This window comes from Bradyrhizobium sp. SMVTL-02, assembly GCF_051853005.1.
Lineage (GTDB): Bacteria > Pseudomonadota > Alphaproteobacteria > Rhizobiales > Xanthobacteraceae > Bradyrhizobium.
The window spans coordinates 1,775,180-1,801,207 of record NZ_CP182469.1; the positions used below are offsets into that span (position 1 = coordinate 1,775,180).

Consider the following 26,028-nt stretch of genomic DNA (forward strand, 5'->3'; position numbering starts at 1 on the left):
CCTCACAGGATGGGGAGGAGTCCTAGAACGGGTTCCAGGTCGCGCGCGGCGTGTATTTGAGGTAGCCGATATTGGCGCCCAGCCGCAGGCCGAGGCCCGAACGGATCGGCACCAGCACGATGTTGTTGGCCGTGAGCGCCGTCATGCCGAAGCCGCCGATGATATAGGCCGAGCCGTCGATCCCGGCGAAGCGCTGGTAGATCGCATTGGTGGCGGGCAGGTTGTAGACCAGCGTCATGGTGCGCGCGCCGTCGCCGCCCCAGTCGAAGCCGAGCGAGGGACCCTGCCAATAGACGCGGAGGTCGCCGGCGTTCTTGGTGTAGAGCGTGCCTTCGCCGTAGCGCAGGCCGGCGACGAAAGCGCCGGAGCCTTCCTCACCCAGGATGTAGCCGTTCGGCAGGCCCCATTGGCTGACCGCCTTCTCGATGATCGAGGCGAGCCCGCGCGAGACGTTGCCGAAGAAGCGATGGCCGGCCGTCACGAGCTCGTCCGGCCCAAAGGTGTTGGGCGTCGGGGTACGCTGCGGCGGCGGCAGATTGGGCGCCGGGGCCTGCTGGGCCGAGGCCGGCGCGAGCCAGCCGACCATCGCGGCAAGCGCGAGCGCAGCAAGGCGTGATGCGAAAGTCATAAAAGAACCCCTGGTATCGAATCCGTCGCTTCCTTAACCTGACGCCAATAGGCACGGCCCTAGGTTGCGCCGGATGTCCCCTCGACTCGGATGTTATCCGCAGCAACTATGACGGCACAACGGCAGGGACTGAATTGCAGTGCCACGAAAGCGCCTTCATCGGGCAACGAAGATGGCGAAGCGACGGCGAAACGGACCAGAGCGGATCGATTTTTCCTGACACGCAAGATTAGGGGGTTGGGATGCTCGCGATCTGGATCTGCAGTAGCCCATTAAGGTAGGTTTTCATCTGGGCTAGATCCCGCGCATTAGGGTCCCCTGCCGCGGCCTGATCTGCAACTCGGATCGCTGCCTCATACTCGGGCCGAGTAAGCATGATCTGGTCGATGACCGTTGTTGTGCCGGGCAACATAACGCCTAGCCGAGCGTTCAAACAAGCGTAGCAAAATGCTCTGGCTGTCCGGCCATTTCCGTTCTTAAAAGGATGTATCCAGTTGATCCGCCACAGAGCAAAAGCTGCAGCGTCAAGCGCATCGCCAGAGTGCCAAATCTTTATGAGCTCCTCAAAAAATTCCGCCACCAGTTTGGGCACGTCCTCAGGCGGCGGTGCCTGATAAAGCACCTGCCCAGTTTGAACATTTGCTACCTGAACAGGTACTTCCCGATACTCGCCCGGCTTATCTAAAAGGAATAGTGTCCCGCACCGGTGCAGTTCTCGAAGCGCCATTTCGTTTGGGGCATAGGGCAGTTGGTCGGGCTTGTTGTGACTAATGAGGTAGGTAACTAAGGCTTCCAACACGTTGATCGTATTCGCTGCATTCAACTGCTCAATGTGATGGGCAGGAGGCCCATTTATCAATTCCCAATTACTGTCGAGCATTGTCCCGCTCAAATTAAAAAGCCCAGTAGATACTGGGCTTTTCTATTAGCGGTTGTCCTTTTGCATCGTCAACCGGCTTTCTTCTCTGCCGTTTCATGACCTTCGTTTTGGTCAAGAAAACTCGACACTTCGTCACGGGTAAGCGTCGAGTTTCTCGAACGCAGACCCATGATTAGACTTACCCTCTGAGCCTTCCGCTCAGCGGGCGTCACGCGGTGGTTTCGCGCTTTCTCGGCGATCTGTTCTAGTGTCAGCGTAGCCATGGCAACTCCCCGGGGGGCGGCCCCAGCATCATGCTTCTGATTGTTCAACAATTCCCTACAACTTCTGTTCCAAGGGGCCAGCCTGCGGCACCATCATATGCATATTCGGGGTTGTACCGACAAGCCCATAGCTGACCAACGCCTTGGAGTTTACCTTTGGAGGTGGCTCCGTACGGAGGAGAGGCATCAGATTTTAGGAATTGGGTGAGATAGAAAAAACCGTCCCAAGCGGGGTGATTTTCAGCATCTGGCGGTTTCTCGCCACCGGCCCAAGTGAACAGGCGTGGTTGAAGATGACGGCACAACGGCAGGAAGATAGCCCTTTGCGCCCCGGAATTGCCTTGATCGGCCGTCTCCTCGGCCTGCTGGTGGGCATTTGGATCGCCTGCCCGGGATTACCGGTCCGGGCTGCCACCACCGAGCGGATCGTCGTCAACCGGTTCAGCGGCGTCGCCATCGAGGGTTTCGACCCCGTCGGCTATTTCGTTGATGGCGCCGCCGAGCAGGGCAAGGCCGAGTTCGAGGCCAACCTCTGGGGCGCAGTCTGGCGCTTCCGGAACGAGGGCAACCGGGCCTCCTTCCTGACCCATCCCGAGGTCTACGGTCCGCAGTTCGGCGGCTATGACCCCGCCGACATCGCCCGCGGCGTCACCATTGCCGGCAACCCCCGCTTCTTCGCAGTCGTCGCGCAGCGGCTATATTTGTTCAGCCGGGAAGCCAATCGCGATGCCTTCGCCGCCGATCCGGAACGCTTTCTCTATGAGGTCGGCAAGCGCTGGCCGGCGCTTCAGGAGCAGCTCAGTCAATAGCGAGCTACCGCCTGCGGGTCGCCCCAGGCGATGAACTCCGGGATGATGAAGCCGGTGTCGCTTCGCTGGCCGAAGCCGAGCTCTCCGCCCTTGCCATCGGTCACCCTGCCGCCCGCTGCGGTCACGACCGCGCAGCCGGCCCCGACGTCCCATTCCGAGGTCGGCCCGAACCGGGGATAAATGTCGGCGCTGCCCTCCGCAATCCGGCCGAATTTTACGGCCGAGCCACAGGTCTTTCTCAGCGCGTTGGGCCTGTTGTCGATGAACGCTTCGCTTTTGGGATCGCCATGCGACCGGCTCACCGCTGCGACCCACGGCGCGCCCGGCGCCGGCAGCTTGCGGGTGTGGATCGGCTCGGCGGCGCCGATGCTCGCGCCGTCGAATCTCACGCGCTCGGCGCCGCGGCCGACGACGCCGCGCCAGAGCAGCCCGAGCGCGGGTGCGCTGACGATGCCGAGCAAGGGAACACCCCGGGTCACCAGCGCGAGATTGACAGTGAACTCATCGCGGCCGGCGACGAACTCCTTGGTGCCGTCGAGCGGATCGATCAGGAAGAAACTGCCCTGGAACGGCGGCGCGGCGAGCTGGGTCCGCTCTTCCGAGAGCGTCGGGACGTCGCCTGCAAGCTGGGCCAGGCCCTCGGCGATGATGCGGTCGGCAGCAAGGTCGGCTTCAGTCACCGGCGAGCCGTCCTGCTTGCCGTCGACCCGCATCGCCTCGCGGTTCACGGCGAGGATCGCTTCGCCCGCCTTCACCACCAGCGCGGTGAGCGGCTCCATCAATCCGGACGCGGCCTCGGCCTCGATGATCCTCACCTGCATGCCTCATTCATCGGCAAGTCTTGCCTTCTCAGTTGATTCGCCCGCCCTGTTATGGCCGCTTCGAACCTATCGCAAGCTAGCTGCCACAGGCTGGCGAATGTTAGAACCCGCAGCATCCGTCAAGCATGCGTGATTCGCGGCGCCTGGCGCCGTGCAATTGCAGGAACCCTCCAGGACCCCATTATATGTCTGACGCCTCGTCGCCCGCGACCGCTACTGCTCCCGATATGCTCGAACTCGCCGCGCTGCTGTGCTCGCGGGTCTGTCACGATCTCATCAGCCCCGTCGGCGCCATCGTCAACGGGCTCGAAGTGCTCGACGACGATCCCAAGCCGGAGGACCGCGAGTTCGCGCTCGACCTGATTCGCAAGAGCGCCAAGACCGCCTCCGCCCGGCTCCAGTTCTGCCGTCTCGCCTTCGGTGCCGCCGGCTCTTCCGGCGCCCAGATCGACCTCGGCGATGCCCAGACCATGGCGAAGGGCCACATCGAGGACGGCAAGTGCTCGATCACGTGGAATCTGCCGCGGCTCCTGCTGCCGAAGAATCGCGTCAAGCTGCTGCTCAACATGCTGGTCGTGGCCCAGCACACCATCCCGCGCGGCGGCCTGCTGACGGTCGATCCGATCGGCGAGGGCGAGACGATGAGCTTCCGCATCACGGCGACCGGACACAATGCGCGCCTGCCGCAGAACATCTCGGACCTCCTGAGCGGCGAGCGGGGACCTGCCGCCGATGCGCACGCGATCCAGCCTTATTATACACGGCTGCTCGCGCAGGCCTGCGGGCTCACCGTGACGCTCAAGCCGGAGGGCGAAGCGATCATCGTTACCGCTTCGTAAACGCGCAACTCGCGCTCAGAGATTAATCGGATCTTTACGAGGCGCTTCGGCTTGTCCGGAGCGCCTTATCTCTTTGTTGGTTCCGTTCTTTTCCACATACTCAACCAATATTAAACGCTTTGCGGTGAAGCTGGCCCCATTCGGAAAATGGCGCATCACGTCTCGTACGCGCCCTCCCTGTATGAAGGCCTGTTTTCATGGATGATCTGTTGCGGGAGTTTTTGACGGAGACCAGCGAGAGCCTGGACACCGTCGACAATCAGCTGGTGAAGTTCGAGCAGGAGCCGAACAACGCCAAGATCCTGGATAACATCTTCCGCCTGGTCCACACCATCAAGGGCACGTGCGGCTTCCTCGGCCTGCCCAGGCTCGAAGCGCTGGCGCATGCCGGCGAGACCTTGATGGGCAAATTCCGCGACGGCATGCCGGTGACCGCCGAAGCGGTGACGGTGATCCTGTCCTCGATCGACCGCATCAAGGAGATTCTGGCCGGCCTCGAGGCGACCGAAGCCGAGCCGGAGGGTACCGACCGCGACCTCATCGACAAGCTGGAAGCGATGGTCGAGCAGGGCATGGCGGCCATGTCAGGCTCGGCGCAGCCGATGCCGGCCGCCGGGGCCGCTCCCGTCGTCGAGGCGCCGCCGCTGGCGCCGGAGGCCCCCATTGCCGCGCCGGCCAAAGCGATGACCACGGGCTCGCTGGTCGAGCAGACCCTGGAGCGCCCCTTGCGTCCCGGCGAGGTCTCGCTCGACGAGCTCGAGCGCGCCTTCCGCGAGACCGCGATCGAAGCCCCGGTCCCCGCGCCGGTCGCCAAGGCCGCGCCGGCGCCGGTCGCCGCGGCCCCTGCCGCGAAGCAAGCTGCAAAGCCCGCCGCCAAGGAGAAGGCCGCGCCGAAGAAGTCGATGGCCGACGAGACCGCGAGCGAGGGCGACCGCGTCGCCAACCAGTCGATCCGCGTCAACGTGGATACGCTGGAGCATCTGATGACCATGGTCTCCGAGCTGGTGCTGACCCGCAACCAGCTGCTGGAGATCTCCCGCCGCAACGAGGACACCGAGTTCAAGGTGCCCTTGCAGCGCCTCTCCAACGTCACCGCCGAGCTGCAGGAGGGCGTCATGAAGACGCGCATGCAGCCGATCGGCAATGCCTGGCAGAAGCTGCCCCGCATCGTCCGCGACCTCTCGAGCGAACTCGGCAAGCAGATCGAGCTGGAGATGCACGGCGCCGACACCGAGCTCGACCGCCAGGTGCTCGATTTGATCAAGGACCCGCTCACCCACATGGTGCGCAACTCCGCCGATCATGGCCTCGAGACCCCCGCCGAGCGCCTGGCGAGCGGCAAGGGCGAGCAGGGCACCATTCGCCTCTCCGCCTATCACGAGGGCGGCCACATCATCATCTGCATCGCCGACAACGGAAGAGGCCTCAACACCGAGAAGATCAAGGCCAAGGCGCTCTCGTCAGGTCTCGTCACCGAGGCTGAGCTGGAGAAGATGTCGGAAGCCCAGATCCACAAGTTCATCTTCGCGCCGGGCTTCTCGACCGCGGCCGCCATCACCTCGGTGTCCGGCCGCGGCGTCGGCATGGACGTGGTGCGCACCAATATCGACCAGATCGGCGGCACCATCGACATCAAGAGCGTGGCGGGCGAAGGCTCCTCCGTCACCATCAAGATCCCGCTGACGCTCGCCATCGTCTCGGCGCTGATCGTCGAGGCCGCCGGCGACCGCTTCGCCATCCCGCAGCTCTCGGTGGTCGAGCTGGTCCGTGCCCGCGCCAACAGCGAGCACCGCATCGAGCGCATCAAGGACACCGCGGTGCTGCGCCTGCGCAACAAGCTGCTGCCGCTGATCCACCTCAAGAAGCTCCTGAAGATCGACGACGGCGCGGCCTCCGATCCCGAGAACGGCTTCATCGTGGTCACGCAAGTCGGCAGCCAGACTTTCGGCATCGTCGTCGACGGCGTGTTCCATACCGAAGAAATCGTCGTGAAGCCGATGTCCACAAAACTCCGTCACATCGACATGTTCTCCGGCAACACCATTCTGGGCGATGGCGCGGTGATCATGATCATCGACCCCAACGGCATTGCCAAAGCGCTCGGCGCCGCCGGCTCCTCGGCCCATGACATGGGCGACGAGAACGGCGCGCACCACATCGGCTCGGGCGAGCAGACCACCTCGCTCCTCGTCTTCCGCGCCGGCTCCTCGCAGCCCAAGGCGGTCCCGCTCGGCCTCGTCACGCGCCTCGAAGAGCTGCCGGCCGACAAGATCGAGTTCAGCAACGGCCGCTACATGGTGCAGTACCGCGAGCAGCTGATGCCGCTGGTGGCCATGGAAGGGGTCACCATTGCGAGCCAGGGTGCCCAGCCGATCCTGGTGTTCGCCGACGACGGCCGCTCCATGGGCCTCGTGGTCGACGAGATCATCGACATCGTCGAGGAGCGCCTCAACATCGAGGTCGGCGGCTCCAGCCCGGGCATTCTCGGCTCGGCCGTGATCAAGGCCCAGGCCACCGAAGTGATCGACGTCGGCCACTTCCTGCCGATGGCGTTCGCCGACTGGTTCACCCGCAAGGAGATGAAGCCGTCGATGCATTCGCAGTCGGTGCTCCTGGTCGACGACTCGGCCTTCTTCCGCAACATGCTGGCGCCGGTGCTCAAAGCGGCCGGCTACCGCGTCCGCACCGCGCCGACCGCGCAGGAGGGCCTGGCGGCGCTGCGCGCCCAGAGCTTCGACGTGATCCTGACCGACATCGAGATGCCGGACATGAACGGGTTCGAGTTTGCGGAAGTTATCCGCTCCGACAACAACCTCGCCGCGACGCCGATCATCGGCCTCTCGGCGCTGGTGTCGCCGGCGGCGATCGAGCGCGGCCGGCAGGCCGGCTTCCACGATTACGTCGCCAAGTTCGACCGCCCCGGTCTGATCGCGGCGCTGAAGGAGCAGACCGCGGGCGCCGCCGGCGCCTCGGAGCTGAGCCGTGCGGCGGCCTAACCAGCGGGATCAGGAGATACGCTTATGAGCAGCAAGACCCAGTCCGGCGGAGGCGCCATGGTCGAATACGTCACCGCGATGATCGGCGGCCAGCTGTTCGGCCTGCCGATCTCCCGGGTCCAGGACGTGTTCATGCCCGAGCGCGTCACCCGCGTGCCGCTGTCCTCGCGCGAGATCGCCGGCGTCCTCAATCTGCGCGGCCGCATCGTCACCGTGGTCGACATGCGCTCGCGTCTCGGCCTGCCCAGAGACGAGGACGGCAAGACCCCGATGGCGGTCGGCGTCGATCTGCGCGGCGAATCCTATGGCCTGCTGATCGACCAGATCGGCGAGGTGCTGCGCCTGCCCGAGGACGGCAAGGAAGAGAACCCCGTCAATCTCGATCCCCGCATGGCCAAGCTCGCCGGCGGCGTCCACCGCCTCGACGGTCAGCTCATGGTCGTGCTCGACGTCGATCGCGTCCTCGAGCTCGCGCCGGAGATGATGGCGGCCTGATACGGCGGCATTGCCGCCGACGGACTTGCAATCGGAAGTGTCCCCGCGAGGGGACAGGAAGCAGAGGTTCACATGCGAACTTGTCTCGTCGTTGATGATTCCAGCGTCATCCGCAAGGTTGCGCGCCGGATCCTGGAGGGCCTCGACTTTCAGATCCTCGAAGCCGAGGACGGCGAGAAGGCGCTGGAGGTCTGCAAGCGCGGACTGCCCGACGCGGTGCTGCTCGACTGGAACATGCCGGTGATGGATGGCTACGAGTTCCTCGGCCATCTCCGCCGCATGCCCGGCGGCGACCAGCCCAAGGTGGTGTTCTGCACCACCGAGAACGACGTCGCGCACATCGCACGTGCGCTGCACGCCGGCGCCAACGAGTACATCATGAAGCCGTTCGACAAGGACATCGTGACGGCGAAGTTCCAGGAAGTGGGACTTATCTGAGCGAACCCCCGGAGGCTGAACGGACCCTTCGGAGATTGTTTTCAACTGAACCGTTTCAGTCTGAGTTGGTGAGTAATGAGTGTTGCGTTCGCAGGTAATTCGACCACGGGCACGTCGCGCGAAGCCGGGCCGCTGCGGGTGATGATCGTCGACGACTCCGTCGTCATCCGCGGTCTGATCTCGCGCTGGATCGGCGCCGAGCACGACATGGAGGTCGCAGCTTCCTTGCGCACCGGGCTCGAGGCGGTCAACCAGCTCGAACGTATCAACCCCGACGTCGCCGTGCTCGACATCGAAATGCCCGAGCTCGACGGCCTCTCGGCGCTGCCGAAATTGCTGGCGAAGAAGCGCGATCTCGTCATCATCATGGCCTCGACGCTGACCCGCCGCAACGCGGAGATCAGCTTCAAGGCGCTGTCGCTCGGCGCGGCCGACTACATTCCGAAGCCGGAATCGACCCGCGAGGCATCGGCTGCCGACACGTTTCATCACGACCTGATCCAGAAGATCCGCCATCTCGGAGCGCGGCTGCGCCGCAAGCCTGCGGTCGCGAGCCCGCCGCTCGCGCCGGCGAGCCCGGCCCCGGCTGCGCGCGCACCGGCCATCGCTCCCCGGCCTGCCGCGCCTGCTCCGGCTCCGGCCTTGCATGCCCCGTCGTCGGGGGCGCTGTCGACGCGTCCGTTCTCGACCCAGGCACCGAAGGTGCTGCTGATCGGCTGCTCGACCGGCGGTCCGCAGGCGCTCATGGCGCTCGTCGCCGAGCTGGGGCCCGTCATCGATCGCTTCCCGGTGCTGATCACCCAGCACATGCCGCCGACCTTCACCACCATTCTGGCCGAGCATCTGGCGCGTTCGAGCCGCCGCCCGGCGGCCGAGGCGGTTGACGGCGAGCCGGTGAAGCCGGGACGCATCTACCTCGCGCCAGGCGGCAAGCACATGCGCCTCACGCGTAGCGGCGTAGACACGGTGATCGCGCTCGACGACGGCCCCGCCGTCAACTTCTGCAAGCCCGCGGTCGATCCGCTCTTCACTTCCGCCATCGACGTCTGGCACGGCGCCATCCTCTCGGTGATCCTGACGGGCATGGGCTCGGACGGCATGCGCGGCGGCAAGGACATCGTTGCGGCCGGCGGCAGCGTGATCGCGCAGGACGAAGCCTCCAGCGTGGTCTGGGGCATGCCGGGTGCGGCGGCCAACGCCGGCATCTGCGCGGCGATCCTGCCGCTCAACCAGATCGGCGCCAAGGTCAACCGCCTGTTCGCGGGAGACCGCGCGTGACCCCGACGGACTACGATTATCTGCGCAAGTTCCTGAAGGAGCGCTCGGGTCTCGATCTGTCGCCCGACAAGCAATATCTGGTCGAGAGCCGGCTGCTGCCGCTCGCGCGCAAGGCAAGTCTGTCAGGCATCCCCGATCTCGTGCTGAAGATCAGGAACGGCGACGGCCGGCTTGCGACCGATGTGGTCGAAGCCATGACCACCAACGAGACCTTCTTCTACCGCGACAAGATCCCGTTCGATCATCTGCGCGAAACGATTTTGCCGGGCCTGATCCAGGCGCGCGCGGCGCGCAAGAGCTTGCGCATCTGGTCGGCGGCCTCGTCGACGGGGCAGGAGCCCTATTCGATCGCGATGTGCGTGAAGGAGATGGGCGCGGCCCTCGCCGGCTGGCGCATCGAGATCGTCGCCACCGATCTGTCGCAGGAGGTGCTGGAGAAATCCAGGGCTGGCGTCTACAGCCAGTTCGAGGTGCAGCGCGGCCTGCCGATCCAGCACCTGATGAAATACTTCACGCAAGTCGGCGAGCTCTGGCAGCTCAACGCCGACATTCGCGCCATGGTGCAGTTCCGTCAGCTCAATCTGCTGCAGGACTTGTCCCATCTCGGAACGTTCGACGTGATCTTCTGCCGCAACGTGCTGATCTATTTCGATCAGGACACCAAGGCGGTGATATTCGAGCGCATGGCAAAGGTGATGGAGGCCGACGGCACGCTGCTGCTCGGGGCTGCCGAATCCGTCGTCGGCATCACTGACGTGTTCCGTCCCATCACCGAACGACGCGGCCTGTATCAGCTCAACCCGGCACGCTCCGGCCGGGCGATGGGCGGGCTGATGCCGCAGCCGCTGAAGGTTGCCGCGGCGAGGTGAACTGGCCGAACGGCGGGCGCTCGGCGAGAGCGCCATCGTTGTGGACGATCGGCAAAATCCGAGGAGATGTCCTCCGTCATCGTGCGCGACTCTGCACGAGCATTTGAGCGCTCGCGAATTACTCCGCTACCGCGCAACAGAGATTGCGCCGCGATGCAGCATGATCGCGGCGCTGATGAGCATTTGAAGGTTGTGCTATGCTGCCGATGATCCCGCTCAACCCAGGCGGGATTCCATTCCATCATGAACGAATTTGAGGAGGGCATACCATGCGAATGTCTTGTGCCTCGTGCTTTTTATTGATCGCGATGTCGTTGTCGGCGACTGCTCGCGCCGGCGAGCAAGTGCTCGAATTCAAGCTCGTCACGAAGCCAGTGGACGTCAAGGTCACCGAGGTCGCGAATGTCGAAGGTCAGATGGTCATGTCCGGCAAGATGTTCGGCGTTGCCTTCTTCAAGGACGGCCGCATTGCCGTGAAGGACTTCGTCAATTCCTCCGACTTGCTCAAGGGCTCAGGACCAATGTTCGGCTACAGTACCTACACGTTCGACGACGGCTCTTCGATCACGGCGCGCTATACCGGCGCGGTGAAGGACGGAAAGGCAAAGGGCGAATATACGATCCTGTCGGGCACCGGGACGTACGCAAACGCGACGGGCACAGGCGGCTTCGAGAGCGTGCAAAGCGGGTTCAAGGGCGCGGGCCTGTATGACGGAAGATTTATCGTCAAGACACCTTAGGTGTGCACCCGAACCTTCGCGCTCGCGTCCCTCGCCAATAAGGCCGCGAGCGCATTTCACAAAATTGCATGCGGCAGAAACCGCGAGCCGTTGCCCGTGATCGGGCTTTCGTCCTCGCGGATCGAGAGGCCGCACGGCTCGTGATTGACCAGCCAGCTTCCGATCACCGGATAGATGCCGGAAAAGTTCGGCAGCGGTGCCAACGCCTGTCGTATGAAACCTTCAGCGCCATAGGGGCCCGCCTGCTCGTCGAGCGGAGTGCCACCCGATACCAGCGTGACATTGGCGCCTTCGCGCGACAGCAGCGGCTTGCGGACATACGATGTTCCGAGCTCCGCCGCCCGCGCGTCGTCCTCGAAGAAGGCCGGCAGCAGATTGGGGTGGTTCGGAAACATCTCCCAGAGCAGTGGCAGGATGCCCTTGTTGGACAGCACCGCTTTCCATGGCGGCTCGATCCAGCGCGTCGGGGCCTCTTTCAGCTTTGCGCCGAAGGCGTCCTGGAACATCCATTCCCAGGGATAGAGCTTGAAAGCGAGCGCGATGTCGGCTTCGTCTAGATCGACGAAGCCGCCGCCCTCGTCGCGCCAGCCGACCTGTTCGATGTCGAGCAGCGTGGTCGAGAGCCCGGCTTGGCGCGCGGTGTCTTCGAGATAGGCTAGCGTGCCGGCGTCCTCGTCGTTGCCGGTGGCGCCGGTGAAATGCAGGTGACGGCCGGCGGCGATCGCTTTCCATGCTTCGATCAAGCGCTCGTGGATCGAATTGAACTGATCGGCGCGCGAGGGAATGATGCCGCGTTCGATCGCCTGTTCGAGCCAGGTCCATTGAAAGACGGCGGTCTCGAAGATCGAGGTCGGCGTATCCGCGTTGTATTCGAGCAGCTTTGCCGGCGACTTGCCGTCGTATTTCAGGTCGAGCCGGCCATACAGGCTGCGGTCGCCGCGCTTCCAGCTCTCGGCGATGAAGTCCCAGTACGCCTCCGGAATCTTGAGACGCCGCAGCTGCCGCTCATTGCCGATCACGCGGGCGGCAAGCTCGAGGCACATCGCGTCGATCTCGCCGGTCGGCGTCTCGATGCCGCGCTCGATCTCGTCGAGCGCGAGGGCGTAATAGGCGCGCTCGTCCCAATAGCGGTCGCCGCCGATGGTGTGGAAGACGAAGCCGCATTGCGCTGCGGTCTCCCGCCAGTCGTCCCGCTCGAGACAGGTGATGCGTTGCATGGATCAGCCGCCGCCCGAAAAACCATGACCGAACGCGCCGAAGCCGCCGCGGCTCACGCTGCTGTGGCCGGAGTCGGACGACGTGCTTGACGAGGAATGACTGGAGGAATCGCTGTTGTAGAAGCTCGATCGTGACGAGGAGCCCGAGCCGCCGCTGCCGCCTGACGAGTTGCTGCTGCTACTGGTGCACGTTGTGACTGTTTGCCCCGGCACGGCGCCCGGCGGGGGCTCGCAGGTCTGCCGCGGCATCAGCGTGTAGGCGGTGGTGCCGACCGCGATCGTGCCCATCACGAGCAGCGCCACATGTCCGGAGCGCTTCACCGGCTCCCTCGGCGGCAGCGGCAGGTCCGCCGGCAAGCGCGGCCGGCGCCTGCCAAACTCCTTGGTGGTGGGTTTGTCGGCCATGTCAGTAAATCATGCAGGAGGCGTTGAGGAGGCCCGCCGCAAGCGAGGACAGCCCGAGCCAGATGGCGGGCGCAAGCTCGCCAGCGGCGATCCGCGCCGACAGGTTCGGCACCGGCACCTTGACGAGAAAGAACACGATGACCTGCACGATCAGCGCGATCATCGCCCAGATCAGGCAGTCCAGCACATTGGCCGAATGCGCGATGGCGCTGACCAGCGGCGCCACGAAGCCAAGCAGGCTGAGGCCAAGCGCGATCGCGGCGGCCGGCTCGTCGTCGCGGATCAGCTGGAACTCGTTGTAGGGGGTGATGCGGGTATAGACGAACAGATACGCCACGATCGCAATCAGCCCGGTGCAGAAATAGACCAGGAAGGCGGGCAGGCCGGCGAGTGATTGCAGGATCATCGTTCCCCCATCGTGCAGCGACCATTCGTCGGCGGGAAGAGTGTAGCGGTTCAAAAGTTAAGAGAGGGGAGGTTGTAGCCACGGGCTCTGCGGCGCATCCTTCGAGACGCCCGCCTCCGGCGGGCCCTCGAGGATGAGGGCGCGGTGCGTGGCAGCAGTTTCGACGAGCGCCGATGCCGCTGAGCCCCATCTTGAGGAGCTCGCTGGAAGCGGTCGTCTCGAAGGACGAGGCGCGCCCTCAAGCCGCGCAAGATGCCGTAAAACGGGGCTCTCTCGATGCGGAGACAGCCTCACCCCGGCCCTCTCCCGCAAGCGGGAGAGGGTACCCAAAAAACGAAAACCCCGCCATTGCGGCGGGGTCCAGGCTGGGAGGAGCAAGCCCCGGGGCTTGCGACCTAAAGGCTAGGATCAGGCGGGGATGCGCTCTTCGTGCTCGTGCGGCTCGCGCAGCACGTAGCCGCGGCCCCACACGGTCTCGATGAAGTTGCGGCCTTCGGAGGCGTTGGCGAGCTTCTTGCGGAGCTTGCAGATGAAGACGTCGATGATCTTCAGCTCCGGCTCGTCCATGCCGCCATAGAGGTGGTTGAGGAACATTTCCTTGGTGAGGGTCGTGCCCTTGCGGAGCGAGAGGAGCTCCAGCATCTGGTATTCCTTGCCGGTCAGATGCACGCGCTGGCCGCCGACTTCCACCGTCTTGGTGTCGAGGTTGACGACGAGGTCGCCGGTCTGGATGACCGACTGGGCATGGCCCTTGGAGCGGCGCACGATCGCGTGGATGCGGGCCACCAGTTCGTCCTTGTGGAAGGGCTTGGTCATGTAGTCGTCGGCGCCGACGCCGAGACCCTTGACCTTGTCCTCGATGCCGGCGAGGCCGGAGAGGATCAGGATCGGTGTCTTGATCTTGGAGACCCGGAGCTGCTTGAGCACGTCGTAACCGGACATGTCGGGCAGGTTGAGGTCGAGGAGAATAATGTCGTAATCGTAAAGTTTACCGAGATCGACGCCTTCTTCCCCCAAATCGGTCGTGTAGACGTTGAAGCTCTCAGACTTCAGCATCAGCTCGATCGACTGCGCGACGGCGCTGTCATCTTCAATCAGCAAAACGCGCATGCCAGTTCCCCATAGTCGCCGCTCCCGGGCGTCAGGTCGGCCGCATTCGCGGCACTCAACAAAACGCCTTTGAACAACTGATTCGGATCCTGACAACAGATGGTTAACAAACTCTGATTCTGGAACGCAAGTCCCCCCGGTGCAATTTTTGCCGAATCGCCCTAAGGTCTTGCGCAGGAAGCAGCTTTCGTCACCCCGATCCGTTCAAGCTCCACTTTAAGAGACGGGCCTAACCGACTCCCGCGACTCAGCCTTCTTCTGAAGGGGAGTCACGCTCAGTCACAAAGACAGTGACGCAATGATTAATGATGCGGGTAAACACGGAGTTAAGCGCCGTTCAGAAATATGGCGAAACTTAAGGGTTTCACAGTGAACGCCCGGACATGCTAGCGATCACCTCATGAAGGCCCTCTTGCGAAGGCGCGTTGCATGAAGGCCCTCGTATGAAAGCTCTAGCCGAACAGATCGGCGACATCGACGGCGTCAACATCTATGGGCGCGTGGTCGGCGTGCGCGGCCTGATGGTCGAGGTGGCAGGTCCCATCCATGCGATGTCGGTGGGTGCGCGGCTCGTGATCGAAACCGGGGCCAACCGTTCCATTCCCTGCGAGGTGATCGGCTTCTCCGGCAACAACGCCGTGGTGATGCCGTTCGCCGGGCTCGACGGCGTGCGCCGCGGCTGCAAGGCGGTCATCGCCAATGCGGCCAACCAGGTGCGGCCCTGTGCGGCCTGGCTCGGCCGCGTCGTCAATGCGCTGGGCGAGCCGATCGACGGCAAGGGGCCGCTGCCGCAGGGGTCCTCGCCGATGCCGTTCCGCAATACCCCACCGCCGGCGCATTCGCGCAAGCGCGTAGGTAGCCCGCTCGATCTCGGCGTGCGCGCGATGAACACGTTTCTGACCTGCTGCCGCGGCCAGCGAATGGGCATTTTCGCGGGCTCCGGCGTCGGCAAGTCGGTGCTGCTGTCGATGCTCGCACGCAACGTCGATGCCGCCGTCAGCGTCATCGGGCTGATCGGCGAACGCGGCCGCGAGGTGCAGGAATTCCTGCAGGACGATCTCGGCGAGGAGGGCCTCGCACGTTCGGTCGTCGTGGTCGCGACCTCGGACGAGCCGGCGCTGATGCGCCGCCAGGCGGCGTATCTGACGCTCGCGGTCGCCGAGTATTTCCGCGACGAGGATCAGGACGTGCTCTGCCTGATGGACTCGGTAACGCGCTTTGCCATGGCCCAGCGCGAGATCGGCCTGTCCGCCGGCGAGCCGCCGACCGCCAAAGGCTACACGCCGACCGTCTTCACCGAGCTGCCGAAGCTGTTGGAGCGAGCAGGGCCTGGCCTCGGCGAGGGCGCGATCACCGCGATCTTCACGGTGCTGGTCGACGGCGACGACCACAACGAGCCGATCGCGGATGCCGTCCGCGGCATTCTCGACGGCCACATCGTGATGCAGCGCTCGATCGCCGAGCGCGGCCGCTACCCCGCCATCAACATCCTCAAGTCCGTCTCCCGCACCATGCCGAAATCGGCCGATCCACAGTTCTGGCCGGTCATCCAGAAGGCGCGGGCGGTGATGGCGACCTATGCCGACATGGAGGAATTGATCCGGCTCGGCGCCTACCGGGCCGGCTCCAGCCCCGAGGTCGACGAGGCGATTCGCCTGCACGAGCCGCTGGAAGCGTTCCTGCGGCAGCGCAAGGACGAAAATGCCTCACTGGCGGAGGGCTATCGCCAGTTGGCGCAAATCCTCGGCAATTTGGAAACGGAACGCTAACTTTGTCGGTCCATCATCCGATCCCACAGAGTAGCAGAGCCGGTCTTGGCCCTCACGGGGCCTGTGGGGAGACCGGTGCCGTCCCACGTGCAGCTAGGGGACTTCTGGGGAGTACGAGTCGATGAAGTCACGTGATACCCTCATCCGCCTGAAGAAGTTCCAGGTCGACGAGAAGCGCCGCCGGGTCACCCAGATCGAGACCATGATCGCCGATTTCCAGCGGATGTCGGTCGATCTCGAACGCGAGATCCAGACCGAGCAGGAGCGTGCCGGGATCAACGATCCCTCGCACTTCGCCTATCCGACCTACGCCAAGGCCGCGATCCAGCGCCGCGAAAACCTGACCCGCTCGGCCGACGAGCTGAAGGGACAGCTCGACGAAGCCAAGGCCGCGCTGGCCGAGGCCTTCGAGGAGCTGAAGAAGGTCGAGCTCCTCGACGAGCGCGACCAGGCCCGCGAACGCGCCGAGGAGAACGCCCGCGAGCAGGCCGACCTCGACAGCATCGGCCTGATGCGCGCCCGCATCGGCGCCGTCGCCTGACGCGCCAGCCGCAAACCTGCCGAGAATTTGCCAAGCCCGGACCCGCAAGGTCCGGGTTTTCGTATGGGCTTTCCACAGCGTGGCGCCACGCCCCTTGGTGGTCGGCTTTGCCGCGCGCTATGGTAGCGGGAATGAATGCTGTGCCAGCGACGGCGGTGCCCACCTCTCTCTTGGGAGAGGTCGGCGCGGAGCGCCGGGTGAGGGGTGACGGTCTCCCGTCAGTCCTGCGCCCCCTCACCCGATTTGCTGCGCAAATCGACCTCTCCCCGTCGGGGAGAGGTGAAGGGATGCGACGGGCCGCGTTGCAGGGGGCTGAATGCTGACGCCAGCAGAGCTGGTCGGGCTGATCGAGGCGGTCGCCAGGGGCGATCAGGCCGCGTTCGAGCGCCTCTACGTCGCCACGCGCGCGAAACTTTATGGCGTCGTTCTCCGTATCTTGCGTCGGCAGGATCTCGCGGAGGAGGTCATTCAGGAGACCTACGTGAAGATCTGGAACGGCGCTGGTCAGTTCGATCCGGCGCTCTCATCGCCGATCACGTGGATGGCGTCGATCGCGCGCAACCGTGCGATCGACATCGTACGCAAGAAGTCGGAAGCCTCCATCGAGGAAGAGCCCCAGGCGATGGAGGTTGCCGCCGAGAGCCCCGATCCGCTGGCGCGCCGCGAGATGACCGAGGAGCTGAAGCGGCTATTGGAATGCATCGGCCGGCTCGAGCCGGACCGTCAGAAGCTCGTGCTGCTCGCCTACTACAACGGCTGGAGCCGCGAGCAATTGGCGGAGAAATTTGCAGCGCCCGTCAACACGGTGAAGACGTGGCTGCGGCGCAGCATGCTGGATATCCGGGAGTGCCTCGGACTTTAGAGGATGATGAGAGTGTTTATGCTGACGCAGCGTTCTCGCTTCACCTCTTCCGCAGGGAGAGGTGAAGGAATGTGATGGCCTACACGGAGGACCATATCGCGCTCGCCGCGGAATATGCGCTCGGCACGCTCGACGCCGACGAGCGCGCGCAGGTCGAGACCATGATGGCGGTGGACAAGGCGTTCGCCGAAATCGTGCAGTCCTGGTCCTATCGGCTCGGTGTCCTCAACCAGATGGTCGGCACGATCGAGCCGCGCCCGATCGTGTGGGAGAACATCAGGGCCGAACTCGCGCGGACGGGCTTTGCACAGGAGCAGCCCGCGCCGGCCGAAGCCGCGCCGCCTCCCGCGCCTGCGCCGGAACCGTCCCCGTTTGACGCTGTGTTGCCGCCACCCTCGGACAGCGCGCCGCCGGCCGAGCCGCAGCCTTCCGCAGCGGAGTCGCCGGAAGCGGCGCGACCGGCTTCCGATACGCTGTCCGACGTCACGCCGATCTTCATGCCGCGGGTCCATGCGCCGGATCCGGACGTGGTGCATGAGCCGCGGGCGCCGGTCGCGGACAACAGCAATGTGATCCGGCTCGAGGGCCGTGTGAAGCGCTGGCGCACCATCGCGTCTGCCGTCGGTGCGCTCGCGGCCGCGCTGCTGGTGACGCTGTCGCTCCAGATCTTCCAGCCCGACGCGCTGCCGGGCGCGTTGCGTCCGGCGCCGCGCATCCGGACTGTGGAGGTGAAGACGCCGGCACCGCTCGCCGCGTCCGCGCAATACGTCGCGCTGCTGCAGGGCCAGGGCGGCGGTCCGGCCTTCATCCTCACCATCGACGGCGCGACGCGGAATTTCACCGTGCGCAAGGTCGGCGCGACGCCTGAGCCCGGCAAGAGTTTCGAACTCTGGCTGATCTCCGACAAGCTGCCGCGCCCGCGCTCGCTCGGCGTGATCGGCCAAGGCGAGTTCACCGCGCGTCCGCTGCTCGCCGGCTACGACGCCGACCTCGTCAACGACGCCACCTATGCCGTCACCATCGAGCAGGCCGGCGGCTCGCCCAACGGCCAGCCGACCTCCGCGCCGGTGTTCACCGGCAAGTTGATCGAGACCGTGCCGCCGGCGCAGCCGCAGGCGCCCGCGAAGAAGTAGGGGCTGCCGTAGCCCGGATAAGCGAAGCAATATCCGGAGAAAGTGCTCCCGCATGTCGCTTCGCTCATGCAGGCTACAAGAACGTTCCTGTCGCCCCCGTCCACCCCACCGTCGCATTTCGACAAGCCGGGCCAAATCCCATGCCGGTTTGAACCTCCCGGCAATTCGCCGCGTCAAATCCCCGGAATTTGCAGTCGGCGCGGCCGATCATTGTGCCGAAGAGGGGCGGGACATCAGATGGATGCAGCGAAAACGCCGGGCATCTTCATTCACCGATATGCAGGCCTGCCGCACGGTCCGGCCTTCGAGCATTGGCGCGACAGGGCCGTTGGGGCCTGCGGCCTCGACATCGGGCCGAGCCAGGGCGACAGCATCGATTGCCGGCTCCAAATCAGCGTGGTCGACAATATCGTGCTCGCCATTCCCGAAGGCGCCTCCGCGCAATATTCGCGCAGCCAGAGCCACCTCGCCGACGGCAGCGACGATCTCGTCCTGATCGCGGCACATGCGGGCCTCGTTCGCGTCGGGCAGAACGGCCATACCGTCGAGCTTGCGCCCGCGCAGATGCTGCTCGTCGACATGGGCATCACCGGCACCGTCGGCCACACCAATGAGGATCGTTTCACCAGCATCCGCATGCCGCGCCGCGCGCTGCTGGACATCAATCCGCGCGCCGAGGAGAAGCTCTCGCAGGTGCTGTCCGACGGCGCGATTGCCGAGACCATCTTCCGCTATCATGCGCTCGCCGCCAACCACGCGCCGCATCTCGACGCCGTCGGCCAGCGCCTGACCGCGCAGCACATGGTCGATCTCGTCGGTCTGCTGCTCGGCACCGATGCCGAGCACGCAAGCCTTGCGCACGGCCGCGGGCACGCGGCGTCCCGCCTCGACCTGATGCGGGCCGACGTGATGGCCGCGCTCGGTCGCAACGATCTCTGTTTGGCTGACGTCGCGAAGCGCTCGGGGCTCAGCCCGCGTCAGGCACAGCGCCTATTCGAGCAGGCTGGCACGACCTTCACCGAGTTCGTGCTGGAGCAGCGCCTCTTGCTGGCGCGAAAGCAGCTCAGTGATCCCCGTGCGCGGGCGCGCAAGATCAGCGACATCGCGCATTCCTCGGGTTTCTCCGACCTGTCCTATTTCAATCGCGCCTTCCGCAAGCGCTTCGGTGCGACGCCGTCGGAACTGCGCCAGGCGTGAGCGCAGCGGCCCAGCGGCGCCCCGTTGCCGATGCCGACGAATGAGCTATATCTAGCCCGCGGGCAGGCGGCAGGATCTCTTCGGAAAGTGCGAGTAGGCGGACATGGCGCGTATCGTCGTGCTCGGCGCCGGGTTTGCAGGGCTGTGGGCGGCCATCGGCGCCGCGCGCAAGCGCGACGAGATCGGCGCAGGCGGCCATGACATCGAGATCCGTGTCATCGACCGCAACCCCTATCACAACATCCGCGTGCGCAATTACGAGACCGACCTCAGCGAGGTCGCGCTTCCGCTTGCGCAGTTGCTGGATCCGATCGGCGTCGCGCACAGCCTCGGCGAGGTCGAGTCCATCGATCCGGCGCATCGTCGGATATCGCTCGTCACCAGCGGCGGCGAGGACACGCTGAGCTATGACCGCCTCGTACTCGCGCTCGGCAGCGAGGTGATGCGTCCCGACATTCCGGGCCTCGCCGACCATGCGTTCGATGTGGATACCTATGCTGCGGCGCTTCGGCTCGAGGATCATCTCGCCTCGCTCGGACGCAGCGCGCCGTCGCCGGGGCGTTCGACCGTCGTGGTGGTCGGCGCCGGTTTCACCGGCATCGAGGTCGCGGCCGAAATGCCTGACAGGCTGGCGCGCGCCGGCATCAGCGGCAGCCGTCGCATCATCCTGGTCGATCCCAATCCTTCCGTGGGCGCCACCATCGGCGCGCATGCGCGTCCCGTCATCGAATCCGCCCTGTCATCGCTCGATGTCGAGACGCGGCTCGGCGCGCGCGTCGTATCGATCGAGGCCGCCGGCATCCACCTCAGCTCGGGCGAGTTCCTCCCGACCCAGACCGTGATCTGGTGCGCCGGCATGCGTGCGAACCGGCTGGCCGAAAACTTTCCGGGTGCGCGCGATCGCCTCGGGCGCCTGCTGGTCGATCCCTTCATGCGCGTTGCGGATCTGCCTGGCGTGTTCGCGGCCGGCGACGTCGCCTCCAGCGTGGTCGACGGGCTGCATCCGACCGTGATGTCCTGTCAGTTCGCCCGGCCCATGGGCCGCTTCGCCGGCCACAATGTGGTGGCTGATCTTGTTGGTGAGCCGATGCTGCCGCTGCGGATCGACTGGTACGTGACCGTGCTCGATCTCGGGGGCTGGGGCGCGCTCTATACGGAAGGGTGGGATCGCGCGGTCCGCACGACCGGTCAGGCCGCGAAGGCGACCAAGCAGACCATCAACTGCAAGCGCATCTATCCGCCGCTCACCGGCAGCAAGGACGATCTGTTCGCGGCCGCCGCGCCGACCGTGCAGGCACCGCCGCCGACGTATGGGGCGAGGTAGTTGGGAGGCGAGGGCCGTGCCCCTTGCTCCGTCATTGCGACCGCAGCGAAGCAAGTGAAGCAAGTCCAGAATCTTTCGGCGGGAGGCCGTCTGGATTGCTTGTGCGCCAGGCAAGCTGGCGTGGTCCAACCGGTGGAAGTCCGGTCCGGGTAAGCGGTAGCGAGCGCCCGGTAGTGAGTGTTGCGTGGCCGTCGGCAACGGCGGCTGCGAAGCGTACACAACGATGCTGTGGGGTGGGCTATTGAGCCGCGAAAGACAGAAACTCGCAGAGGCCGAGCCGGTAAGCAACGTCGAAGGCAACATGTGCGGCGCCGTTATGCGAGGCGCTGACGCTCTGCCGTGGTCGAAGACCCCATCACGCAGCAAAGGACCGCGTCGGAACCTGGGAGGTCCCGCATCTGACCGATGGCAACATGCCCCCAAGGTCCGCATCGGGAAGGCGAGGAGCCAAAGCCGATGACGAACGGATGCGGGAAGTCGGAGGCGGCCGTAGTAGCGTCGAAGCCTGCGAACGAAGCGGAGCGATCCGCGGAGGAGTTGGTGGAGCGAAGGGCCGCGACCAAGGGGAATGCGGACCAGCAAAGCACGCCCCGGACGCCGAGCCGGACAAGCGTGACACAGGCGTTGGAACGCATACGGCGAACTGCAAGGGAAAGGAAGAAGGAGAGGTTCACTGCGCTGCTTCACCACATCACGCCTGAACTGCTCGAGGCGGAGTTCTTCGCGCTGAAGAAGCATGCCGCGCCGGGTGTGGACGGAATGATGTGGCGGGACTACGAGCAAGACCTCAAGGCCAATCTTGAGGACCTGCATGCTCGTGTTCACCGGGGAGCGTACCGGCCGCAGCCGTCGCGGCGGGTCCATATCCCGAAGCAGGATGGGCGGCAGCGACCGCTGGCGATTGCGTCCCTCGAGGACAAGATCGTTCAGCGGGCAACCGCTACGGTGCTCAACGCGATCTACGAGGAGGACTTCCTCGGGTTCTCGTATGGGTTCCGGCCCGGGCGCAGCGCGCACGATGCGATGGATGCGCTGCTGGTCGGAATCGAGAGCCGGCGGGTGAACTTCATTGTTGACGCCGATATCCGCTCGTTCTTCGACATGGTGGACCAGGAATGGCTCATCCGCTTCGTCGAACATCGGACCGGCGACCAGCGTATCATCCGTCTGATCCGCAAATGGCTCAAGGCGGGTGTTCTCGAAGAAGGAACGGTCAGGGTCAGCGAACAGGGGACGGCACAAGGGGCGGTGATCTCGCCGCTGCTTGCCAACATCTACCTGCACTATGCCCTCGATCTGTGGGCCGAACGCTTCAGACGGCGCGAGGCCGCGGGTGACATGATCATCGTGCGCTACGCTGACGACTTCATCGTCGGCTTCGAGCATGAGAATGAGGCCCGGCACTTCCTCGAAGAATTGCGCAAACGGCTGCAGGAGTTCGCGCTGTCACTGCACCCTGAGAAAACCCGGCTGATCGAGTTCGGACGTCATGCGGAGGACAACCGCAGGCGGCGCGGGCTCGGCAAGCCGGAGACCTTCAACTTCCTCGGCTTCACCTTCATCTGCAGCCGATCCAAGCAAGGCAAGTTCCAGATCAGGCGCAAGTCTCGCAAAGACCGCATGCGGGCGAAACTGCAAGCCGTGAAGCAGGGAATGCGACGGCGTATGCACCAGTCGGTGCTCGAACAGGGCAAATGGCTGCGGCAGGTCGTTACCGGGTACTTCAACTACCACGCGGTACCGACCAACAGCCGAGCGCTCAGCGCCTTCCGCTACTTCGTCACCGAACAATGGAGGCGGATGCTTCGGCGCCGCAGCCAGATTGACGGGACCACGTGGCAGCGGGTCGCGCGGCTTGCCTCCGACTTGCTCCCCAAGCCACAAATCCTCCATCCTTGGCCCCGAACACGCTTCACCGCTACTCACCCGAGGTGGGAGCCGTATGCGGGAAAGCCGCACGTACGGATCTGTGCGGGGGGCGCCCAGCAATGAGCGTCCCTACCGCGACCGCTGCGGTCGCAATGACGAGTTTGACGCGCGTGCGCTCGCAATGACGAAGGTACCCCAGACGAGAGAAAGCGCCCGTGGGGGGCGGGCGCTTTCCGTAGTCGACTTGGGGTTGGGGTCGTCTACATATCCACGTGGCGACTTTGGGGGGCTGGTAAAGAGCCGCGTGAATTCACAAAACTTCTCAGATCTCCTTATCGAACGAGGGACGCGTTCGAGCTGGTGATAACGACCGGCTTGCCGGCCTTGATGACGCGGGCCGTCTGGGTCAGACCCTCATCCGAGCCCAAGCGTGCCGTGATGCCGAAGCCTGCCACCACGAACCCTGCGACGAGGGCGACGACCACAACCTTCAAATGGGTCGCGCGATCGGCGCTGTAGATCGAGTGGTTCATGGAAGTCTCCTGCCGCCACCTCCCTGAAGTAGTCGCCGGCCGGTTAAGGCAGGTTCATGCTTCCGGTGTCAAACAACGTAGTATTGGCGGGATTCGTTCCCAAGAGGCGATCACAAGAGCGTGACGGAACGTGAAAGATCGCGATCAAAAGAATCTGTTGATCGCTCTTTTTTATAATCATTTCAAAGGTGTAATGTGCCCACAGGGCGTCTTTCGAGGCTTTGGTCCACAAGGCGCCAGGAACTCAAAAACCATTTGCATGTGGCCGAAAAACACACGGCTTCTTAAGGCAAATCAGATGCTTCCGACCGTTTTCAACCGCGCCCTGGGGTGGATTTCAGCTTGCGACAACACGGTGGTCTGGGCTCGGAACCGCTCCACGAGCGAGCGCACGAAGGGACGAATTGCCGCAGAGGTGACCAGCACCGGCGCCTCGCCTTCGCGGGCAGCGCGCTCGAACGCCTCGCGCACGGCGGTCATGAATTCCGACAGCTTCGAGGGCTGCATGGCGAGGCTGCGCTCCTCGCCCTGGCCGATGATGGATTCGGCGAAGGCCTGCTCCCACCGCGCCGACAGCGCGATCAGCGGCAGATAGCCGTTGTAGGAGGTGTTCTGCGCGCAGATCTGCCGGGCCAGGCGGGCGCGGACGTGCTCGACCATGGTGGAGGGATTGCGCGAGAAGGCGAGCGAGTCCGCGATGCCTTCGAGGATGGTCGAGAGGTCGCGGATCGAGATGCGCTCGGCGAGCAGCAGCTGCAGCACGCGCTGGATGCCGGAGACCGTGACCTGGCCGGGGACGATGTCCTTGACCAGCTCGCTCTGCTCCTTCGGCAATTCCTTGAGCAGCTTCTGCACCTCGCCATAGGAGAGCAGGTCAGACATGTTGGCCTTGAGCAGCTCGGTGAGATGGGTCGAGAGCACGGTCGCGGCGTCGACGACGGTGTAGCCCTTGAGCGAGGCCTCCTCCTTGAGGCTGGCATCGACCCAGGTCGCGGGCAGGCCGAAAGTCGGCTCGGTGGTGTGGATGCCGGGCACCTGAACCTGGCTGCCGCCGGGGTCCATGACCATGAACTGGTTCGGCCAGATCTTGCCGGTGCCGGCGTCGACCTCCTTGATCTTGATGATGTAGGTGTTGGCCTCGAGCTGGACGTTGTCGAGGATACGCACGGCCGGCATCACGAAACCCATCTCGATCGCGAGCGAGCGGCGCAGCGCCTTGATCTGCTCGGTGAGGCGGTCGGTGCCGTCGGGTCCGTTGACCAGCGGCAGCAGCGCATAGCCGAGCTCGATCTTGAGGTCGTCGATCTTGAGCGCGGCCGAGATCGGCTCTTCCGCCGCCGCGGCGCCGGCTGCACCCGGTACACCGGCGGCAGGCGCAGCGTTGGCGGCTTCCTCGGCCTTCACCGCGGTGCGCTTGTGGTTGCGGGCGTGCCAGGCCAGCGCGCCGGCGCCAGCACCGAGCGCCAGGAAGGGGATGGTCGGAATGCCCGGCAGCGCCGCCAGCACCAGCATCACGGCCGAGGACATCGCCAGCGCCTGCGGATAGCCCGAGAACTGCTTCATCAGCGCCTTGTCCGCGGCGCCGGACACGCCGGCCTTGGAGACGAGCAGGCCCGCGGCGGTCGAGACGATCAGCGCCGGCACCTGGGTGACGAGGCCGTCACCCACCGTCAGGAGCGTGTAGCTGCGCCCGGCGTCGGCGAAGGACATGCCCTGCTGTGCCACGCCGATGATCATGCCGCCGACGACGTTGATGAAGACGATCAGGAGGCCGGCGATGGCGTCGCCGCGGACGAACTTGGAGGCACCGTCCATGGCGCCGAAGAAGCCGCTCTCGTCCTCGAGCTCCTTGCGCCGCTGCTTGGCGATCTTCTCGTCGATCAGGCCGGCGGAGAGATCGGCGTCGATCGCCATCTGCTTGCCGGGCATGGCGTCCAAGTGGAAGCGCGCGGCAACTTCGGCGATGCGGCCCGAACCCTTGGTGATGACGACGAAGTTGACGATGATCAGGATGGCGAAGACGATGATGCCGATGACGAAATTGCCGCCCATCACGAAGCTGCCGAAGGCTTCGATGACGTGACCGGCGGCGTCCGTGCCCTCGTGGCCGTGCGACAGGATCAGGCGGGTCGAGGCCATGTTGAGCGACAGGCGCAGCATGGTCGAGATCAGCAGGATGGTCGGAAAGGCCGAGAATTCCAGCGGCGCCTGGATGAACAGCGAGGTCATCAGGATCAGGATCGAGAGCGTGATCGAGATCGCCAGGAACAGGTCCAGCACGATCGCGGGCAGGGGCAGGATCAGCACCACCAGGATGGTGAGGATGCCGAGCGCCAGCGCGATGTCGCCGCGCTTGAGGATGTTGACGATCTCGTTGAGGGAGGGGACGCCGGGCTTTCCGCCGCCTACGCCCTGTCCCGCGGTGACGTCGACCATGGTAGCTGCCTCCCCGCGCGACTGCCGGCCGCGCGCCCCAAACGTCTGCGCGGCGGCCGATGGGCCGCCGTTCCGAAAGTGAGGCACCGCACTGGCGTCCACGGGAGCTCCCGTTCTACGCGGCTGACGACACTCGACTTCACCCGGCAATTTTTGCCCGGTGTATGGTT

The 26,028-nt window shown here is 64.8% G+C and carries 25 protein-coding genes; 15 read left to right on the forward strand and 10 right to left on the reverse strand.

Going from position 1 to position 26,028, the window contains the following annotated elements:
- Nucleotides 1-22: 22 nt before the first annotated feature.
- The 3 genes from ACNJYB_RS08305 to ACNJYB_RS08315 form a co-directional block, all read right to left on the reverse strand.
- Nucleotides 23-628: a DUF1134 domain-containing protein gene (locus ACNJYB_RS08305; protein ID WP_439373496.1), complete on the reverse strand. Its 606-nt coding sequence runs from the start codon at nt 626-628 to the stop codon at nt 23-25.
- A gap of 229 nt (nt 629-857) precedes the next feature.
- Complete coding sequence (locus tag ACNJYB_RS08310) at nt 858-1,508, reverse strand: Fic family protein (RefSeq protein WP_439373497.1); 651 nt, start codon at nt 1,506-1,508, stop codon at nt 858-860.
- Between the two features lie 68 nt (nt 1,509-1,576).
- Nucleotides 1,577-1,771 carry a hypothetical protein gene (locus tag ACNJYB_RS08315; RefSeq protein ID WP_439373498.1) on the reverse strand — a complete coding sequence of 65 codons (195 nt, stop codon included), beginning with the start codon at nt 1,769-1,771 and terminating at the stop codon, nt 1,577-1,579.
- 323 nt (nt 1,772-2,094) lie between these two features.
- On the opposite strand from ACNJYB_RS08315, the gene ACNJYB_RS08320 reads away from it, so the two are divergent.
- The gene (locus ACNJYB_RS08320; RefSeq protein WP_439375504.1) at nt 2,095-2,580 is read left to right on the forward strand and encodes a YHS domain-containing (seleno)protein; all 486 of its coding nucleotides are present in this window, start codon (nt 2,095-2,097) and stop codon (nt 2,578-2,580) included.
- Here the strand turns inward: ACNJYB_RS08320 and ACNJYB_RS08325 are convergent.
- Complete coding sequence (locus ACNJYB_RS08325) at nt 2,574-3,401, reverse strand: 3'(2'),5'-bisphosphate nucleotidase CysQ family protein (protein WP_439373499.1); 828 nt, start codon at nt 3,399-3,401, stop codon at nt 2,574-2,576. The genes ACNJYB_RS08320 and ACNJYB_RS08325 overlap by 7 nt on opposite strands.
- A gap of 185 nt (nt 3,402-3,586) precedes the next feature.
- Here ACNJYB_RS08325 and chpT point away from each other — a divergent pair, with 185 nt between their 5' ends.
- From chpT to ACNJYB_RS08360, 7 genes are all read left to right on the forward strand, one after another.
- Nucleotides 3,587-4,240, forward strand: coding sequence for a histidine phosphotransferase ChpT (gene chpT / locus ACNJYB_RS08330; RefSeq protein WP_439373500.1), 654 nt, complete (start codon nt 3,587-3,589; stop codon nt 4,238-4,240).
- A 197-nt stretch (nt 4,241-4,437) separates the two neighbouring features.
- Complete coding sequence (locus ACNJYB_RS08335) at nt 4,438-7,236, forward strand: hybrid sensor histidine kinase/response regulator (RefSeq protein ID WP_439372476.1); 2,799 nt, start codon at nt 4,438-4,440, stop codon at nt 7,234-7,236.
- Nucleotides 7,237-7,260: 24 nt separating this feature from the next.
- Nucleotides 7,261-7,731, forward strand: coding sequence for a chemotaxis protein CheW (locus ACNJYB_RS08340; RefSeq protein ID WP_439373501.1), 471 nt, complete (start codon nt 7,261-7,263; stop codon nt 7,729-7,731).
- A 72-nt stretch (nt 7,732-7,803) separates the two neighbouring features.
- On the forward strand, nt 7,804-8,169 hold the full coding sequence (locus tag ACNJYB_RS08345) for a response regulator (RefSeq protein ID WP_439373502.1): 366 nt from the start codon (nt 7,804-7,806) through the stop codon (nt 8,167-8,169).
- Between the two features lie 75 nt (nt 8,170-8,244).
- The gene (locus ACNJYB_RS08350) at nt 8,245-9,447 is read left to right on the forward strand and encodes a protein-glutamate methylesterase/protein-glutamine glutaminase (protein WP_439373503.1); all 1,203 of its coding nucleotides are present in this window, start codon (nt 8,245-8,247) and stop codon (nt 9,445-9,447) included.
- Nucleotides 9,444-10,316 (forward strand): CheR family methyltransferase, encoded by an 873-nt coding sequence (locus ACNJYB_RS08355; RefSeq protein WP_439373504.1) that lies wholly within the window; start codon nt 9,444-9,446, stop codon nt 10,314-10,316. Before ACNJYB_RS08350 ends, ACNJYB_RS08355 begins: the two co-directional genes overlap by 4 nt.
- Nucleotides 10,317-10,624: 308 nt before the next feature.
- Entirely contained in the window at nt 10,625-11,056 is a 432-nt protein-coding gene (locus ACNJYB_RS08360; RefSeq protein WP_439375505.1) for a hypothetical protein, read from the forward strand.
- A gap of 56 nt (nt 11,057-11,112) precedes the next feature.
- Here ACNJYB_RS08360 and ACNJYB_RS08365 read toward each other — a convergent pair whose 3' ends face one another.
- The 4 genes from ACNJYB_RS08365 to ctrA all read right to left on the reverse strand — a co-directional run bounded on the left by ACNJYB_RS08365 (nt 11,113) and on the right by ctrA (nt 14,194).
- On the reverse strand, nt 11,113-12,273 hold the full coding sequence (locus tag ACNJYB_RS08365; protein WP_439373505.1) for a glutathionylspermidine synthase family protein: 1,161 nt from the start codon (nt 12,271-12,273) through the stop codon (nt 11,113-11,115).
- A gap of 3 nt (nt 12,274-12,276) precedes the next feature.
- The gene (locus ACNJYB_RS08370; RefSeq protein ID WP_439373506.1) at nt 12,277-12,678 is read right to left on the reverse strand and encodes a hypothetical protein; all 402 of its coding nucleotides are present in this window, start codon (nt 12,676-12,678) and stop codon (nt 12,277-12,279) included.
- Nucleotide 12,679: 1 nt separating this feature from the next.
- Complete coding sequence (locus tag ACNJYB_RS08375; protein WP_439373507.1) at nt 12,680-13,084, reverse strand: DUF350 domain-containing protein; 405 nt, start codon at nt 13,082-13,084, stop codon at nt 12,680-12,682.
- Between the two features lie 408 nt (nt 13,085-13,492).
- The gene (ctrA, locus tag ACNJYB_RS08380) at nt 13,493-14,194 is read right to left on the reverse strand and encodes a response regulator transcription factor CtrA (RefSeq protein ID WP_008138878.1); all 702 of its coding nucleotides are present in this window, start codon (nt 14,192-14,194) and stop codon (nt 13,493-13,495) included.
- A gap of 443 nt (nt 14,195-14,637) precedes the next feature.
- Here ctrA and fliI point away from each other — a divergent pair, with 443 nt between their 5' ends.
- From fliI to ltrA, 7 genes are all read left to right on the forward strand, one after another.
- Nucleotides 14,638-15,963 (forward strand): flagellar protein export ATPase FliI, encoded by a 1,326-nt coding sequence (gene fliI, locus ACNJYB_RS08385; protein ID WP_439373508.1) that lies wholly within the window; start codon nt 14,638-14,640, stop codon nt 15,961-15,963.
- 121 nt (nt 15,964-16,084) lie between these two features.
- Nucleotides 16,085-16,504, forward strand: a complete 420-nt coding sequence (gene fliJ / locus ACNJYB_RS08390; RefSeq protein ID WP_011084990.1) for a flagellar export protein FliJ — start codon at nt 16,085-16,087, stop codon at nt 16,502-16,504.
- A gap of 316 nt (nt 16,505-16,820) precedes the next feature.
- Nucleotides 16,821-17,366, forward strand: coding sequence for a sigma-70 family RNA polymerase sigma factor (locus tag ACNJYB_RS08395; protein ID WP_439373509.1), 546 nt, complete (start codon nt 16,821-16,823; stop codon nt 17,364-17,366).
- Between the two features lie 74 nt (nt 17,367-17,440).
- On the forward strand, nt 17,441-18,499 hold the full coding sequence (locus ACNJYB_RS08400; protein ID WP_439373510.1) for an anti-sigma factor: 1,059 nt from the start codon (nt 17,441-17,443) through the stop codon (nt 18,497-18,499).
- Nucleotides 18,500-18,736: 237 nt separating this feature from the next.
- Nucleotides 18,737-19,696 (forward strand): AraC family transcriptional regulator, encoded by a 960-nt coding sequence (locus ACNJYB_RS08405; RefSeq protein ID WP_439373511.1) that lies wholly within the window; start codon nt 18,737-18,739, stop codon nt 19,694-19,696.
- Nucleotides 19,697-19,799: 103 nt separating this feature from the next.
- Nucleotides 19,800-21,020, forward strand: coding sequence for an NAD(P)/FAD-dependent oxidoreductase (locus tag ACNJYB_RS08410; RefSeq protein WP_439373512.1), 1,221 nt, complete (start codon nt 19,800-19,802; stop codon nt 21,018-21,020).
- Nucleotides 21,021-21,632: 612 nt separating this feature from the next.
- A complete protein-coding gene (gene ltrA / locus ACNJYB_RS08415; RefSeq protein ID WP_439368145.1) occupies nt 21,633-23,012 on the forward strand; it encodes a group II intron reverse transcriptase/maturase in 1,380 nt (459 codons plus the stop codon).
- 209 nt (nt 23,013-23,221) lie between these two features.
- On the opposite strand, the gene ACNJYB_RS08420 is transcribed toward ltrA, so the two are convergent.
- Both ACNJYB_RS08420 and flhA read right to left on the reverse strand, forming a co-directional pair.
- Nucleotides 23,222-23,422, reverse strand: a complete 201-nt coding sequence (locus tag ACNJYB_RS08420) for a hypothetical protein (protein ID WP_439373513.1) — start codon at nt 23,420-23,422, stop codon at nt 23,222-23,224.
- A 294-nt stretch (nt 23,423-23,716) separates the two neighbouring features.
- Nucleotides 23,717-25,858, reverse strand: a complete 2,142-nt coding sequence (gene flhA / locus ACNJYB_RS08425) for a flagellar biosynthesis protein FlhA (protein WP_439373514.1) — start codon at nt 25,856-25,858, stop codon at nt 23,717-23,719.
- Nucleotides 25,859-26,028 lie beyond the last annotated feature (170 nt).